This window comes from Pseudomonas sp. B14(2022) (assembly GCF_012030485.1).
GTDB lineage: Bacteria > Pseudomonadota > Gammaproteobacteria > Pseudomonadales > Pseudomonadaceae > Aquipseudomonas.
Genome location: NZ_JAAUVM010000008.1, coordinates 163,902 through 180,859 on the forward strand (window position 1 = coordinate 163,902; position 16,958 = coordinate 180,859).

The 16,958-nt window shown below is 63.7% G+C and carries 6 protein-coding genes; 3 read left to right on the plus strand and 3 right to left on the minus strand.

Annotated elements, in window-relative coordinates; genetic code table 11:
* Positions 1–25 precede the first annotated feature (25 nt).
* Complete coding sequence (locus HCF10_RS14585; RefSeq protein WP_167655824.1) at positions 26–1,729, plus strand: AMP-binding protein; 1,704 nt, start codon at positions 26–28, stop codon at positions 1,727–1,729.
* Between the two features lie 660 nt (positions 1,730–2,389).
* On the opposite strand, the gene HCF10_RS14590 is transcribed toward HCF10_RS14585, so the two are convergent.
* Positions 2,390–3,505 (minus strand): Gfo/Idh/MocA family protein, encoded by a 1,116-nt coding sequence (locus HCF10_RS14590; protein WP_131700567.1) that lies wholly within the window; start codon positions 3,503–3,505, stop codon positions 2,390–2,392.
* Positions 3,506–3,803: 298 nt separating this feature from the next.
* On the opposite strand from HCF10_RS14590, the gene HCF10_RS14595 reads away from it, so the two are divergent.
* Together HCF10_RS14595 and HCF10_RS14600 are read left to right on the plus strand one after the other, a co-directional pair.
* Complete coding sequence (locus HCF10_RS14595) at positions 3,804–4,832, plus strand: WD40/YVTN/BNR-like repeat-containing protein (protein ID WP_178116777.1); 1,029 nt, start codon at positions 3,804–3,806, stop codon at positions 4,830–4,832.
* Between the two features lie 15 nt (positions 4,833–4,847).
* On the plus strand, positions 4,848–7,223 hold the full coding sequence (locus HCF10_RS14600) for an efflux RND transporter permease subunit (RefSeq protein ID WP_167655825.1): 2,376 nt from the start codon (positions 4,848–4,850) through the stop codon (positions 7,221–7,223).
* An 80-nt stretch (positions 7,224–7,303) separates the two neighbouring features.
* Here the strand turns inward: HCF10_RS14600 and HCF10_RS14605 are convergent, their stop codons facing one another.
* Together HCF10_RS14605 and HCF10_RS14610 are read right to left on the minus strand one after the other, a co-directional pair.
* Positions 7,304–11,959, minus strand: a complete 4,656-nt coding sequence (locus HCF10_RS14605; protein ID WP_167655826.1) for a hypothetical protein — start codon at positions 11,957–11,959, stop codon at positions 7,304–7,306.
* Between the two features lie 42 nt (positions 11,960–12,001).
* Positions 12,002–16,858, minus strand: a complete 4,857-nt coding sequence (locus HCF10_RS14610) for a hypothetical protein (RefSeq protein WP_167655827.1) — start codon at positions 16,856–16,858, stop codon at positions 12,002–12,004.
* Positions 16,859–16,958 lie beyond the last annotated feature (100 nt).

A 16,958-nucleotide genomic window follows, 5' to 3' on the forward strand; every position in this document is an offset into this window, starting at 1 on the left:
CAAAAACAACAACAAGGAGACTGCCATGAACGCTATCAGCCTGGAACACGCCGAACGGGTGTGGTTGAACGCTTACCTGCCCGGCGTCCCGGCAGACATCGATGCCGCTATCGAGGACTACCCGTCGCTGCGCGAGGTGTTCCTGGAGCATCTGGAGAAATTTCGCGAGCGGGTGGCTTACGTCAGCATCGGCACCGAAATGACCTACGCCGACTGGCAGGTGCAAGGCATTGCGTTTGCCGCCTGGCTGCAGGGCCAGGGGGTGAAGAAGGGCGACCGCGTGGCGCTGATGATGCCCAACTGCTTGCAGTACCCGATCTGCCTGCTGGGCACCATCCTGGCCGGCGCGGTGGTGGTCAACGTCAACCCGTTGTACACCTCCCACGAGCTCAAGCATCTGCTCAAGGACAGCGGCGCCGAAACCGTGGTGATCTTCGAAAACTTCGCCCACACCCTGGAAAAAGTCATTGCCGGCAGCAGCGTCAAGCGCGTGGTGGTGGCCGCCATTGGCGACTTGCTTGGCACCTTCAAGGGCGCGGCGATGAACTTCATCCTGCGCCGCGTGCAAAAGCAGGTGCCGGCCTTCAACCTGAGGGGCTCGGTGCGTTTCAACCAGGTGCTGAAACAGGGCCGCGCGCTCAACCACTTCCCGGTGGACATGCACCTCGACGACCTGGCCTTCCTGCAATACACCGGCGGCACCACGGGGGACGCCAAGGGCGTGATGCTCAGCCATCGCAACATCATCGCCAACCTGTTGCAGGCCAAGGCCTGGGTCGGCGACCAGCTGGACCAGGACAAACAGGAAACCAACGTCACCCTGCTGCCGCTGTACCACATCTTTTCGCTGACGGTGAATTGCCTGATGTTCATGTGCCTGGGTGGGCGGAACATACTCATCGCCAACCCCAGGGATGTGAAGCGGGTGCAGATGATCCTGCGCAAGGAGCGCTTCAATGGCATCGCCGGGGTCAATACGCTGTTCAACGGCCTGCTGGAGAACAAAGAGTTCTGTGCGCGGGACTTCTCCGACCTGCGCATGGTGATTGCCGGCGGCATGGCCACGCACACGGCGGTGGCCAAGCGCTGGAAGGAAGTCACCGGGCTGCCGATCATCGAAGGCTACGGCCTCACCGAATGCTCGCCGGTGGTGAGCATCAGCCCGATCGACATTGCGCGCATGCGCGAGATGGAATTCACCGGCAGCATCGGCGTCCCGCTGCCGTCGACCTGGGTGCGGTTTATGCGGGAAGACGGCGAACTGGCCGATATCGGCGAGCAGGGCGAACTGCAAGTGCGCGGCCCGCAGGTGATGCAGGGCTATTGGAAGCGGCCGAAGGAAACCGCCGAAGTGCTCGACGCTGAAGGCTGGTTGTCGACCGGTGACATCGGCGTGATGGATGAACGCGGCTTTATCCGCCTGGTAGACCGCAAGAAAGACATGATCCTGGTCTCGGGCTTCAACGTGTACCCCAATGAAATCGAAGACGTGGTGGCGCTGCACCCGGGCGTCGGTGAAGTGGCGGCCATTGGGGTGGAAGATGGCGTGACGGGGGAAAAGGTCAAGATCATCGTGGTGCGCAAGGACCCGAACCTGACCCAGGAGCAGATCCTCGCCCATTGCCGGGAATACCTGACGGGTTACAAGGTGCCCAGGTATGTGGAGTTTCGCACTACCGAGTTGCCTAAAACGACAGTGGGCAAAGTGCTGCGTCGAGCCTTGCGCTGATTTAAATGTGTGTACGCGATCTAAATGTGGGAGGGGGCTTGCTCCCGATGGCGGCCTCTGGGCCGACCATGTGCTGGGGTTGGAATGAGTACATATCCGTTGCTGCGGTAACGGCCACCTAGGGTTCCGCTCTTACAGCGGGTCACTTTTGGAAGAGCGCCAAAAGTAACCAAAAACGCTTCGCCCCACCACTCGGCACCTCGCCTAGGCTCGGTGTGCCCGTAATCCGACAGTGATTTGGGGGGCCGCCGCCCCGCGCCATCCATGGCGCGGGGCGGCTAAACCGGCATCCCTGCCGGTTTACCCCCCAAATCACTATCGGATTCCGGCCAGCGTGGTTAACGGGGCGCCTGAGATCAAGATCAAAAGCAAGATCAAGAGCGGCTCGCTTCGCATCGTGGTTACCGTTGGCTGCTACAACGTTGTGTAGATGGTTGACGCTCCGCCATCGGCGGCATGGGTATCTACACAACTTTTCAGACCCTGACAAATCTCCCTGTGGCGAGCGGGCTTGTCCCGCGTTGGGCTGCGGAGCAGCCCCAAAACCAGCCGCAGTGGAGTGCCTGATACACCGCATTCGTCTTCATCAGGGGCGCTTCGCACGGCAACGCGGGACAAGCCCGCTCGCCACAGAGGTAGTGGGGCCTCCCTCCTACATTTTCAGAGCGAGTTCACGTTGACCCAGCGTTCTTCCTGGGCAGCCACACGAATCGCCGTCGCCAACCGCTCCACCTCCCACGCGGCTTCAAAGTCGGTGCCATCCGCGCCCTGGCCGGTCACGGCCATGATCAACTCCTGCACCTCCAGGGTCTTCAGCTCGTTGTACCCCAACTGATGCCCCGCCGCCGGGCTGAACGCCGCGTAGCCGGGCAGGGCAGGGCCGGCCAGCAAACGCTGGAAACCGTCCTGGCCGGCACGGCACAGGCGCAGTTCATTCAAGCGCTCCTGATCGAACGCCAACGTGCCCTTGGTGCCGCTGATCTCGAAACTCAGGTGGTTCTTGTAACCATGCTTGAGCCAACTGCTGCTCACCGTACCGCGCGCACCGTTGGCGAAGCGCAGCAGGGCGTGCACCTGGTCATCCACGGCGATGGCTTTCTGCTCGGCGCTGCCGTTGACGGCCGGGCGTTGGGCGTGGACGGTCTGGGTGTCGGCGCATACGCCGGTCACATCGCCCACCAGGTAACGCGCCATCGACAGCAAGTGGCTGCCCAGGTCCGCCAGGGCGCCACCGGCGTGCCCCACTTCACAACGCCACGACCACGGTGACGCCGGGTCGGCCATGAAGTCTTCACTGAACTCGCCCTGGAAGCTGATGATGTCGCCGAGGTCACCCTCGGCAATCAGTTGCCGCGCCAGGCCGATCATCGGGTTGTGCTGGTAGTTGTAGCCGACCCGCGTCACCACCCCGGCTTTGCGGGCGGCTTGGCGCATGGCATCGGCCTGCTCCAGACTGACCGCCAGGGGTTTTTCGCAGTACACCGCCTTGCCCGCTGCAATGGCCGCCATCGCCATGGGAAAGTGCAGGTGGTTCGGCGTGGTGATGGCCACCACATCCACGGCGGGGTCGTCGATCAGCGCCTGCCAGTCGCCGTGGGCCTGGGCAAACCCCCAGGCCGTGGCACAGCGCTGGGCGCGCTCGGTGTCGGCATCGGCCAGGGCGGCCAGCTTGAGGTGTACCGGCAGTTCAAATACCGCCCGGGCATTGTTGAATGCCAGGGCGTGGGCGCGGCCCATGAAGCCTGTGCCGATCAAGCCGATTCCGAGTTCACGCATAGCCGTGGTCCTTTGGATTATTGTTTTCAGGAGGGTTATTAATGGAATAAAAATTCAAATAATTCAATAGATGGAATAAAAATTCATTAATCAGCCTGGCTAATACCCTCCTATTCAGGCATGGCCAAACGCCGTCAGTTAACAAAAGATAACGTAGCACCGATTGTCAGACGATTCGAAAGCCCGATAGGATGGCCCCTGCTTCCTCCAGGCGCTCTAGATTGCAGGTTTCAGGGCCCGGGAAGGCGAGACGACCTAACAATAATAAATGGGAGAAAGGTCTATGAGTGAGCCTGTCATGGGTTGGGTTGTTTGCCGCCCACGCGCCGCACGCAGGGTTGCGTTGCTGGCCGCAGCGCTCTCGCTGTTTGGGACTGTCGCGTTGCCGACTGTCGTCCAGGCCGCCAGCGATACCCCTTTTGCGATTGAATCCCCCAAGGCCGCCAAAGGCCTGATGATCGATGTCGTCCACGCCGGCAAGCGCCTGGTGGCGGTCGGTGATCGCGGGCACATCCTCTATTCCGATGACCAGGGCAACACCTGGACCCAAGCCAAAGTCCCCACCCAGCAGTTGCTCACGGCGGTGTATTTCGTCGATGACAAGCAGGGCTGGGCGGTTGGCCATGATGCGCAAATCCTCGCCAGTACCGACGGCGGCGCCACCTGGACCCAGCAATACCAGGACCTCAAGCGTGAATCCCCGCTGCTCGACATCTGGTTCAACGACGCCAGCCACGGCCTGGCCGTGGGCGCCTACGGGGCGCTGATCGAGACCACCGACGGCGGCAAGACCTGGAACGACGTCAGCGACCGCCTCGACAATGAAGACCAGTTCCACCTCAACGCTATTGCCCGGATCAAGGACGCCGGCCTGTTTATCGTCGGCGAGCAGGGCAGCATGTTCCGCTCCAGCGACGACGGCCAGACCTGGGAAAAACTCGAAGGCCCGTACGAGGGCTCGCTGTTTGGCGTGATCAGCACCGCACAACCTCAAACCCTGCTGGCCTACGGCTTGCGCGGCAACCTTTACCGTTCCACGGATTTCGGCAGCACCTGGGAACAGGTCGAACTGAATGCCGCACGCGGCGCATTGGAGTTCGGTTTGTCGGGGGCGACGTTGCTCGAGGACGGCGCCATCGTTGTCGTCGGCAATGGCGGCAGCGTGGTGGTCAGCCATGACGACGGCCAGACCTTCAGCGTGTTCAATCGCCCGGACCGCATTTCGTTGTCGGCCGTCACGGCGGCAGGCAATGGCAACTTGATTCTGGTCGGGCAGGGTGGTGTTCGCGTCGCCACACCCACTGGCGCCGAACCGACACAACAATAAGAAGGCGGGGAACGCATGAGCAGTCATCACAACGATAAAGCGACCTTTCTTGAGCGCCTGATCTTCAACAACCGCCCGGCAGTCATCGTGATCTGCCTGTTGGTGAGCATTTTCCTGTTCTGGCAGGCGACGTTGATTCGCCCGTCCACCAGCTTTGAAAAGATGATCCCGCTCAAGCACCCCTTCATCGAAAAGATGATGGAACACCGCAACGACCTCGCCAACCTGGGCAACACGGTGCGTATCTCGGTGGAGGCCAAGGACGGTGACATCTTCACTCAGTCATACATGGAGACCCTAAGGCAGATCAACGACGAGGTGTTCTACATCTCCGGCGTCGATCGTTCGGGCCTCAAGTCGCTGTGGAGCCCCAGCGTACGCTGGACCGAAGTGACCGAAGAAGGCTTTGCCGGCGGTGAAGTGATCCCGCAGAGCTACAACGGCTCGCCGCAAAGCCTCGATCAACTGCGCAACAACGTGCTCAAGTCCGGCCAGGTCGGGCGCCTGGTGGCCAACGATTTCAAGTCGAGTATCGTCGACATCCCGCTGCTGGAGTCCTACCCGGACCCGCAGGACCAGGGTAAGTTGCTGGCCCTGGATTACCGCAAGTTTTCCCATGAACTCGAAGACAAGATCCGCGACAAGTTCGAAGCCCAGAACCCCAACGTCAAGATCCACATCGTCGGCTTCGCCAAGAAGGTCGGCGACCTGATCGACGGCCTGGTGATGGTTGTGCTGTTCTTCGGCGTTGCGTTCGTGATCACCCTGGTTCTATTGCTGTGGTTCACCAACTGCCTGCGCAGCACCATTGCGGTGTTGAGCACCACACTGGTGGCGGTGGTCTGGCAACTCGGCCTGATGCACTTCTTCGGCTTCGGGCTGGATCCGTATTCGATGCTGGTGCCGTTCCTGATCTTCGCCATCGGGATTTCCCACGGGGTGCAGAAGATCAACGGTATCGCCCTGCAATCCAGCGAGGCAGACAACGCGCTGACCGCCGCGCGGCGGACTTTCCGGCAACTGTTCCTGCCAGGGATGATCGCGATCCTCGCGGACGCCGTGGGCTTTATCACGCTGCTGATCATCGATATCGGCGTAATCCGCGAACTGGCCATTGGCGCGTCCATCGGCGTGGCGGTGATCGTGTTCACCAACCTGATCCTGCTGCCGGTGGCGATTTCCTATGCGGGCATCAGCAAGCGTGCCATCGCCCGCAGCAAGAAGGACGCGCACCGCGAACACCCGTTCTGGCGCCTGCTGTCGAAGTTCGCCAGCGCCAAAGTGGCGCCGGTGTCGGTGTTGCTGGCGCTGGTGGCGTTTGGCGGCGGCCTCTGGTACAGCCAGAACCTGAAGATCGGCGACCTCGACCAGGGCGCCCCGGAACTGCGTCCCGACTCGCGCTACAACAAAGACAACAACTTCATCATCAGCAACTACTCCACCAGTTCCGACGTGCTGGTGGTGATGGTCAAGACCAAGGCCGAAGGCTGCTCGCGCTATGAAGCCATGGCGCCCATCGACCAGTTGATGTGGAAAATGCAGAACACCGAAGGCGTGCAGTCGGCGATCTCGCTGGTGACCGTGTCCAAGCAGATGATCAAGGGCATGAACGAGGGCAACCTCAAGTGGGAAACCCTGTCGCGTAACCCCGACGTGCTGAACAACTCCATCGCCCGTGCCGATGGCCTGTACAACAACAATTGCTCACTGGCGCCGGTGCTGGTGTTCCTCAACGACCACAAGGCCGAAACCCTCGACCGCGCGGTGCATGCGGTGCAGGACTTCGCCAAGGAGAACAACAAGGACGGCCTGGAATTCATCCTCGCCGCCGGTAACGCCGGGATCGAGGCGGCCACCAACGAGGTGATCAAGGAGTCGGAACTGACCATCCTGATCCTGGTGTACCTGTGCGTGGCGACCATGTGCATGATCACCTTCCGTTCCTGGGCAGCGACCCTGTGCATCGTGCTGCCGCTGGTGCTGACCTCGGTGCTGGGCAACGCGCTGATGGCGTTCATGGGCATCGGCGTCAAGGTCGCGACCTTGCCGGTGGTGGCCCTGGGCGTGGGGATCGGCGTGGACTACGGCATCTACATCTACAGCCGCCTGGAAAGCTTCCTGCGGGCAGGTTTGCCGTTGCAGGAAGCCTATTACCAGACGCTCAAGTCCACCGGTAAAGCGGTGCTGTTCACCGGTTTGTGCCTGGCCATCGGCGTGTGCACCTGGATCTTCTCGGCCATCAAGTTCCAGGCCGACATGGGTCTGATGCTGACCTTCATGCTGCTGTGGAACATGTTCGGTGCACTGTGGCTGCTGCCGGCACTCGCGCGTTTCCTGATCAAGCCCGAGAAGCTGGCGGGGCAGAAGGGCAACTCGTTGTTTGCCCACTAAAGCCTGGGTAAAAAACAATCTCCATGCCCGCTCGCCACAGAAAGCCCGCTTGGCACTGCAAGCGGGCTCGCCACAGTTTTTCAGGAGGCCAGCGGCAGGAACCAACGCTCCGCCAGCGCCTTGCCGATCAACCCGCGATGCACATCCACCACCGCCTGGGGGCTTTGGGCCCTGGCCAGCTGCGAGTAGTAGCTCACCCGGCGTTGCTCGCGGATTTTCAGGTGCGCGGCGGTGTAGTTCTGCTTGGGCGTGTCAGCCGCCGGGTAATGGAAATGGGCGTACCACAAGGGGTAGCCACCCTGGTCGTTGACCGCGTATTCCTGGACAAAGTCCCGCCGGTCGCCGCTGAGCTGGATACGCTCGCCCAGCAGCGCCATGTTCGCGCGCTTTTGTTCGATCAGGAATTCCAGGTTGCCGTGGGTGGGAGGTAATTCGAGGCACAGCTGAATGCGTAGCGCCAGGCCACGCTCATTCAGGCGCACCGCGGCCTGGCGCATGTCGCGCTCCAGCGTCTGGTCTGCGGGCGTACGGGCTTCGGCTGGTTGGGCCTGGATGGCCCGGTACAGTTCGTTGGCCAATTTGTCGTAGCGTACCGACTCATGTTGCAGCACCTCCTGGACCTCTTCCGGGTGCCTGGAGATTTTCATGTATTGATCGCCGCGCTTGAGGTGTTCTTCCAGCATGGCCAGCAGCTTGCGGGCTTCACCCTTGACCAGGCTCAGGCTGCGGGGAGCCGGTGCGGCTGTCGGCAGTACCGATTCCTTGAACTCGATCCATTGTTCGCCTCGTTGCGCATAAGTACCCAGCACCTCGCCGGTGACTTCCGAGCGAACCTCGACGGTTTCCAGGGTACCCAGGGGTTTGACTTCGCCGATAAAGGTGCCTTTTTTGGGCGTGCGTATGACTTTTTTCTGCGGTCGGCCCACGGCCGTCGGGCTGCGCCGATTCGGGCGCCGGGGGGGCCGGGCAATCGGCTTGATTTCGCTGGCCAACTGCCTGGCCGCCTCCTGATACAGCTCCCTCACCAGCGTGACCAGCTTGGGGAAATAGTCGCCGTCGAGCTCATCGGCGTTGACGATGCCAACCCCCTGCAATGAGTCCAGGCCTCGCCCATAGTGCTCCACCAGGCTTTCCAGCACGTTGATGCGTTCCTCTGCCGACAGTTCCAGGTCGTTCAGGTCACTGTGGGTACGCAAGTGCTCCTGAAGCGGATCGAGGATATCGATCAGTACACTCACCAAGGGATGATCAGGGTGTTTATGGGTCATCAGTTCATAGTTGCGCATCAGCAGGGCCTTGACGGCCAAGGCACTGATTTCCTGCGGGCGTTCCCAGGTCAGGCGCTTGTAGTATTCAGCCCCGGCGTCGCCGAGGCTGAACAGCTGGTCGAGATAGCGGTCACGCCGTTCGAGCCAATGGGCCGAGCGTTCATTGATGGCAGTCATTGCGCGGATGAACTCGCGGTAAGCCGCGAAGTCGGTCAGTACCGCTTCGGCCAGGCGTGCGCCCTTGACGGTGAAGCGACTGTTGTTGTGGTAAAGCGCTGTACGGTCTTTTTCGGCCACCACCACATGTTTGCGCGCGTTGTTGACGATATTTTCCAATAAGCTCGCCACCGCCTGGGGCGGCAAGGCAATCCCCAGCGCGCTGCGCTCTTGCAGGCTGTCCAGCTGTTGCTGGTAGGCCTGCGTCTGTTCCTGCAGCGCCGTATCGAAGCGTTGGCGACTGTCGGCCCGTTGCGTTTCGCTGAAGCGTGGGTCCTCGTCGGTTCTGGTCATCACCCCCAGGATAATGTCGATCCGACTCTGCTGGGCCGCCTGGCCCTGGATGAACTGTTCGAAGCTGAGCTTGAGTTCGCTGATGCGCTGCGCCTGGCGCTGGCGTTCGGCGGCAATCCGCTTGGGCGGCATGCCGCCACGCAGGCGCAGCCGCATGTCGACCGACCAGGTCCCGTCGCTCTCGCTGCGCAAGTAGGGGCCGTGGTGCGTCGCGTCGCCAGGCATCACCACGCGGATATCGCCCTCCGGCTCCAGGGCCACCTGCAGCCACTCGTCCTCCACCAGGGCATGCCAGGTGTTCTCCACCAGGTAGAGCCCGCGACGTGGCCCGTTCAATACCGGTTGGGGCAGGGGCGTCGGGCGATGCGCGCGGAAGCTGGTCAGGCGGCTGCGCTGGATCGTGGTCAGACGCTGGCGTGCCTGGGTAAAACTCAAGTCCAGTAGAGTTTTGCCCGTCTGCGCTGGCGCGCCCGGCAGGATGACAGCGCCTTCACGGATCCTGGGCGGTGGCGGCAGCGGCCACTCCTCGGCGATCCACGGGGCCAGGGGCTCGGGCAATGCTTCGTCCTTGAGGCCTACCTCCAGCGCAGAGGGTGCGGCGATCACCACGGGAACGGCCTCAAGCAACAGCAAGCCGAGGTTGAGCAGCAGGTCGACGGTCGCCAGCTCTCGGGTTTGCGGGTCTTGGGAGGCCAGCGCCGGGATGTCCTGGTCCAGGCTGGCCATCAGGCCCCACAGCCAGCCGGTCAGCATGGCCGGCCCACGCAGCAGTGGCAGCAACAGGTTACCGAACAACAAGCTGCTGCCTTCGCGCAGCACCTGCCAGCGGCCTTCGCTGTTGGACACCGATTCACGATTGGCCTGCTCCACCAGGGCCCGCGCGTGGTCGCTGTACAAGTAGCTCATCAGGCGCCCGGTCACCCGGCATTGTTGCAGCTCGTCATTGATACCATCGACGGACAGCGTGGCCGGCGCCGGTTTACTCAAGGGGGCGAATTCGTCGCCCTGGCCAAAGCGCAGCGAGTGGGGCTCGCGGAACCCGCCATTGGCGTAGATGGGCCGGGCTTTGTCACTCAGCCAGGTCAACACGCTGTCCTGCAAGGGGCCGCTCTCCGCGATGGCCTCGAATAGGGCCTCGCGGCTGGCAAATTCCTGGAGTGCCTCGGCATACAGCGGGCGGTACAACACATGGGGGCCGACGCGGATGTCTTCGGCCTCGATCAAGTACATCGCGGTGACCGTGTCCGGTTGGGCGCCGGGCGTCCGCAGCAGCGCCAGGTGGCGGATCACCACGGGCCGTTGGTCGGCCCTGTGGTTGGCAGCATCAGGCTCCATCAGTGCCGCTACCAGGCGCGCACCCGTGGCGCTCAGGCCCGCTTGCTGCTTGAGGTTCAGTTCCAGGGCCAGCAAGGGCAACTGCACGGCCTGTTGTTCGGCGAACAGGGTTTCACGCTGGCGTGCCTCGGCGCTTTCGCCAAGCAGATGTGTTTCCAGCAGGCGCGGGTAGTACTGGCCGATGTCCGCGCGTGCCACCGGGCCGTCGGCACCCATCAGGTAGTCGGCGGTCAGCCAGGCCGGTAGGGGCAAGCCGAGCCGGTGGGTGAGGGTCACGCTGCCGCTGGGGCGGCTGGACACGTTGTCGATGGCCAGGTCGGTCAGGCTCATGCGTTCATGCCGGATGATCCCGGCGGTACCCGGATAGCCGGCGGCGATGGCGAAGCTCAGTTGCAGGTCATCGGGATGCAGGGCGGCGACCGAGGGCGGAATGAGCGCCGACATGCCCAAGGTCACGGCATCCTGCTGCAAGGCTTGCAACAGCGCGTTGACGGTGTAGGTACGCAGGTCATCGATGTCACTGAACGCGTTACGCCCCGCAGCCCGCCGTTTGGCCCCGGCGAGCGCCAGGGTATAGCGCCTGTACGTGGCCTGGTCGTCGGAACTGGCGTCGCGCAGCCAGGTCGGCAGGTGCTGGCGCAAGCTGTCCAGGGTTCGCGCTGGGGCGGCCGGCGCATCGCGCAAAAAATGCCCCGGGTCGGTGATGTCGGCGTACAGCGCCTGCCAGGTGCTGAAGGGCTGGCCGGTGGGCAGGCGCAGGCTGCCCAGGTCTTCGAGTTGGCGATTGAGGATCATCGACGCTTGGTGCTCGAAGGGATCGCCGTCGGGCTCGTAGCGTTGAATCAAGATGTCATCGACCTGGTACCGGCGGCTCAATTGTTGGCCGTAGGCCTGGATCAGTGCGTCCATGCTCTCGAACGTCTCGACGGAGTGTTCCGGGCTGCACAACAGCACCGAAACCTTGCCGTTGAAGGCGCGGACCAGAGCCAACTGCGGCCCGATCAGGGTCACGCTGCGTTCGGCGGTTGTGAGTGTGGCTTCCAGGCTGTACGCAATCACGGCATTCGCCCCATGACGTGCGATGCGTGCCTCGCGGTCCGGCCTCTCGAGCAACTGCTCGAGGGTCTCCCTGGCGGGTGGGTCCAGACTGGCCTGGCTCAGGGCACTGATGCGCAGGGCGTCTCTCAATACGCCAGCCAGCCAGCGCCAGGGGCCGCTATCCCAGTATTCGGTCAGCGCATTTTGCAGGGCGATGGGCAGGATGCGTGGCAGTTCGTCGACCAGCGTCGCGATGACCTGCATATCGAGTTTTTCCCCGGTCACACCGGGCAACTTCAGGCGCTTGGGGGGCTCGTCCGAGAGGTACCAGGGCGAGCCGTTCACGTCGCTGAAGTCCAACGCCACACCACTGGCCAGGGCGTCGTGGACCACCTGCATAAAGGGCTGCAGCAGCCAGCCTCGGCGTTGTGGCCTGGCCAGGCGTGTGCGGCTGAGGTCCAGGCTCAGGCTGGGGTATCCGGCGCCGATGGCCGTGGCGAGTTGCTGGCGAATCACGCTGTCCAGTGTCGGTCGATCAGCGAAGCGAGCGCTGACGGCGTGGGCAATAGAATGAGGGGCTTGCATAAACATCCTTTTTGGCAAAGCGATGCCGTTCATGGCGGGATTTCAGCTGGGCAGCAGGCTTAGGAACAGGCGCTGATCCAGCGGTGCGGTGATCGGGTTGTACAGGTCGCGCACGATGCTTCGGTTGTCTGCCCCGGCCTGGGCGATCAGGTCCTTGAGGGTGACAAAGCGCTGTTCGGGACGCTTGAGATGCGCCGCCGTATAAGCGCCCGGCGGGCTGTCGGCCTGGCTGTAGTGAAAGTGGGCATACCACAGCACCGTGAGACGGTTCTTCTCGCGCACGGCGAACTCCGACACATAGTCCTTGGCGGCGGTGCGTTGCGGGCCGTGGACCAGGCCGATATCGATCGCGGCATGGGCCCGCAGGAACTCGATGTTTTCCTGGCGCGGGCGTTGAGCCTTGTAGCCCTCGATGCAATGCTGGCGGCCTTGGCTGCGCAACTCGTCGGCGCGCAGGCGCAGGCGCTCGACGGTCTGGAGCACGTCCGGCTTATCGGCCGTGTGGCTGGACAACTCGACGGCGACGCTGTCGAGGCGCTCGGCCTGGTGCGCGAGCATGTCGTGCCAGTCACGCGGGTTGAGATCATCTCGACGCGTCGGGTCGCCGAGTTTCTTCTTCTGGAACTCGATAGAGCGCTCGATGGCCGGCACTTCTTCCAGCAACCGTTGCGCCTGGCTGCGCAGCGTGGACAGCGCGGGGGCCTGGGGTGGCTCGACGGGGCGGCTGGGCCTGGCCTCGATAATCTCCACCCACCCCTCGTTGGGGTGCTCCATGAAGCGCCCGCTGACCTGCTGGGTAATGGGGTTGCGGGTCACGATGGTAGGGAAGGGCTGGTCACTTTGTGCCGGCTCCAGTTCACCGACCAAGGCGCCTTTGTCCCGTGACTTGAATACGCGTTTGGTTCTTGACGGGGATCGCACCGGTTTGAAGGCGCCCGGTTGCGGCGGCAGGAATTCATCTTCGCGCAGCAGCGCGGCCAGGTCGGCCTCGGCGCTGTCGCGCGCGGTGTACAAGCGCTCGATCAACAGCGGCATATGCCGCGGGTGCACCAGGGGCGAGTCGAGCTCCAGCAGGCTCTGGTAAATCTGCAAGCGCCGGTTGTAATGCCTGACCAGGTTGGCCAGCACCTCCTTGCGCTCGGTCGGGGTGAAACCCTCGGTGGTCAGCAGGTCCAGGTGTGAGTCTTCCAGGGAAGACAGGGAGGATTGCAGGTGCTCATGGCGGGCCAGGAAATACTGCTCCTGGGGCGTTGTGGCCGGGATCGTCTGGTCGATGCTCAACTCGGTCAGTACATCCAGGGATTCGAGGGTGGCATTGAGGCGGTTGTAGAACCGGCGCTTGGGATGCCCGTTGAGGTAGTTCAGGCGCTGGGCCGCGCCGGTTTTCAAGCGTGTGGCCATCGCCTCCAGGGTGTCCTCGATGGCGATCATTGCCTGGGCATGGCGCTCGGACACGGCGAAGTTGGTTTCCAGCAGGTCTTTGACATAGCGGATTGCCCCCGCGTCCTGGGCGCGGCTTTGCAGGTCGATCAGCGACTCACCCTGCTCGGACATGAACGTCGCCAGGTACAGGGACGACAACTGGCTGACACGAATTTCATCGGTGGCCAGGATCGACTGGTATTGCTCCACGCACAGCCCTTCGTAGTCAAAGTGGCTGTCCACCGCCTTCATCCGGGCGTAGGCCTCAATCAACGTGCGCCGTTGTTGCAGCAACTCGGCGGCGGCCACGTCGAAGCGCTCCTGAAATGCCTGGAAGCCGGCCCTGGCCCGAGAGCGCTGAGCGACGCTGGCCAGGTGCTCGGCCACCCGCGTCGGGTCGTCAGGTGCGCCGCGCAAGCGGTTGCGGGCCAGGCCCAAGGCATTGTGGGCCTGCTCGAACTTCAGGCGGGCGGCATCCAGCACCTGGTCGATAGGCTGCAGGCGTTTGATCAGGCTGCTGACCTCATCACTGATGCGATTGATTTCATCCGACACTTGGGTGCGCTGCTGGTCGATCTGCGCCAGCTTGGCCTTGAGCCGGTTTTTCGGCCCGCCACCGCGCAGTTTCAGGCCCAGGTCCAGGCCCCATTGGCCACGGGCATTGCGTGCCAGTGCAAACCCCGGATGTTGCGGTTTTTGCGGGTGGATCAGCGTCACTTCGCCGAATTCCGGCACGATGGCGACCCGAAACAGCAGGCCTGCCACCGAGGCATGCCATTGCTGGTCGATGCGGTACAGCCCTTTGAACATGCCGACTTCCAGCGGCTCGGGCGCCGGCACCGGCCATGGCACCCGCAGCTCGCGCAGGGCATCGAGCAGTCGTCGACGGCTGGCGTCGCGGGCGTTGGAGTGAATGAAGTCGACCAGGGTCCGGTCGCCGGCCGGCGGCTCCGCGGGCAGGCCCACCGGCCCCAGTTCCACCGGTGTGGTCGGGTGTGGCGCAAGGCCTGTGGGGCGCTGTAGGGCCGCGAGGGTGGCCGGCAAGGCGGGCTCCGAGGGTAACTCGATGGTCGGGTGTTGCCGGGTGCCCATGTGCAGCAGGATCAGGCCGATATTGAGCAGCACGTCGACCCAGGCCAGCTCGCGGGCGGCGGCATCGTCGCCTTGCAGGGCGGCCATATCGTGCTGGAGGCTGACCGCCAGTTGCACCATCCAGCCGGCGACCATCGCCGGCCCGCGCAGCAGCGGCATCAGCAGGGCGTTGAACAACAACCAGCCCCCTTCGAGCAACACCGCCCAACGGCTTTCGGCATTGGACACCGAGTCGCGGTCCGCCAGGTCCACCAGCGCCCGGGCGTTGCTGCCGTAGAGATACTGGGTCAGGTTGCCGGTGGCCAGGCATTGGGCCAGGGAACCCTGGACCTCGTCGCCATTGGCGTCATGTGCCAACTGTGCAGGCGGCGGTGCTGGCCACTGTACCGTGTCGTCGCCCTGGCCGAAGCGCAGGATATGCGGGCTGCGGAAGCCATCGTGGCTGTAGATCGGCCGGGCCTTGTCGGTCATCCAGGCCAGCACGCTGTCTTGCAGCGCACCGGGTTGGGCGATGGCGTCGAACAGGGCCGCGCGGCTGGCGAATTGCTGAAACGCGTCTGAGTACAGCGGGCGGTAGAGAATGCACGGCCCGGCGTCGATGTCACGGGCCTCGACGATAAACATATTGCCGACGATATCCGGCACGGCAGCGGGCTTGCGGGCGAAGGCCAGCGGGCGCATCACGATGTCGAGGGTATCGACCACGCGCCCCGCCGTGCTGGCGTGCAGCACGGCCTTGACGTAGCGATAACCCAGGAAGCTGAAGCCCTGTTGCCCGCGAATCGCCAGTTCCAGGGCCTGGCGCGGCAGTTGCACCGTCAGCGCCTGGCCGAACAGCATCTCACGCCGGCGTACCTGTGGGGTGTCGCCCAGCAGCAGGCCCCGCAGCTGTTGCGGGTAGTCCCGGCCGATATCCACTTGGCGGATCAGGCCGGGCGTGCTGTGGAACAGGCCTTTTTCCCCGAGGATGTAGTCCTCGGTCAGCCAGGCCGGGAGGGCGGCCCCGGATGTGTCCTGCAAGGTCATGCGGCCGGGAGGCGCGGCGGCGAGGTTCTTGATGGCCAGCTCGGTCAGGCCCAGGGTCACCGGTGCCAGGTAGCCGCCGTGCAAGTCACCCACCGGGACGTGGAAGGTCAGCCGCAGGTTGTCCGGGTCCACGGTGGAGCCGGGGTGGTCGCGGCGCATCTGCTCGCGCAGGGTGCGGGAGGCAAAGGCCGGCAGGCTCTCGACCCCGTCCAGGAACGACGCCCCGGTCTGTTGGCGCTGCAGGTGTGCCTGTTCCAACAGACCCTGGCGATAGGCGAAGCGCTGCTGGGCAGTGGCGGTCTGCAGCCAGGCGGGCAGCGCCGTGTGGATGGCGTCCTGATGTGTCGGGTCGGGCGCCGGCGCAGCGATGAAGGCTGAGCTGGGGTCCGTCGCCTGGGCAAATCGCTGCTCCAGACTGCGCACGCCGTCGGTGGCGGGCAGGGCGATGGCTTCGAGGTCGTCCAGTTGCTGGTTGAGCAACAGGGCGGCCTGGGTATCGAAGAGATTGCCATCGGGCTCGTAGCGCCTGACCACCACCTTGTCGACCTGCAACCGCTGGCTCAGGCGCTGGCCCCAGGCTTGGGTGAAGGCCTCCAATGAAGCAAATGGCTCGACGCTGCCCGACGCCTGGCACAGCAAGGCCTGGTGGCCTTGTACCAACAGCAGGTCGCTGCTCAACAGGCGAGCTTCGCGTTCCTGCTGGGTCACACAGGCTTCCAGGCAGTAAGCATGCACAAAGCCGCCGGGCCCCGCCTGGCGTTCGCGCCGGTCAGGCTGGCGGGTCAGGCTGTCCAGCATGTCTCGCGGCGTGCCGGCGGGCAGCAGACTTGCGCTGCTTTTGAGGGTATCCGCCAGCAGATCGCCGAGCCATTGCCAGCGGCTGGTGCCCGTGTCGGCATCGCCGTTCCAATAGGTGGCCAGGGCTTGCTGAAAAGCGATGGGCAGGGTGAAGGCCAGGTCCAGGATCAGCCGTTCGATCACCGCCATGTCCGGCTCGCGCGGGCCGTTGGCCTCAAAGGTCAAGCGTGAGGGCGGGCGCTGGGACAGGAAGCAGCGGCGCTGGTCGACCGCCTGGGTCAGGTTCAGGGCCGTGCCATTGCCCAGGTGTTCGAGGACCACATCGGTCAAGCGCCTGAGGTCCCAGCCGCGCCGTTGGTTGGGGATGGCCAGCTTGAGGGTGGACAGATCCAGATGCAGCGATGGGAACTGTTCCTGCAGGCGTTCGTGCAGGTGCAGTTCGACCACCTGGCGCAACGTCGGGCGTGTGGCGAACTGCTGGGAGACCGCCAGGGCGGGGGTGTTGCTGCGGTGTGCGAACTGCAGGGGCCCCGTCGGCGGGGCGATTGAAGTGTCTGGCATAGGAGATTCCGTTCTGTGGGGAGTTCGCCCCCAGAATGGCAAGCGCCGGCCGCCGCGGTGCGGTAGCCCGCTATCGCGGCACGACGGCATCGCCGGATTG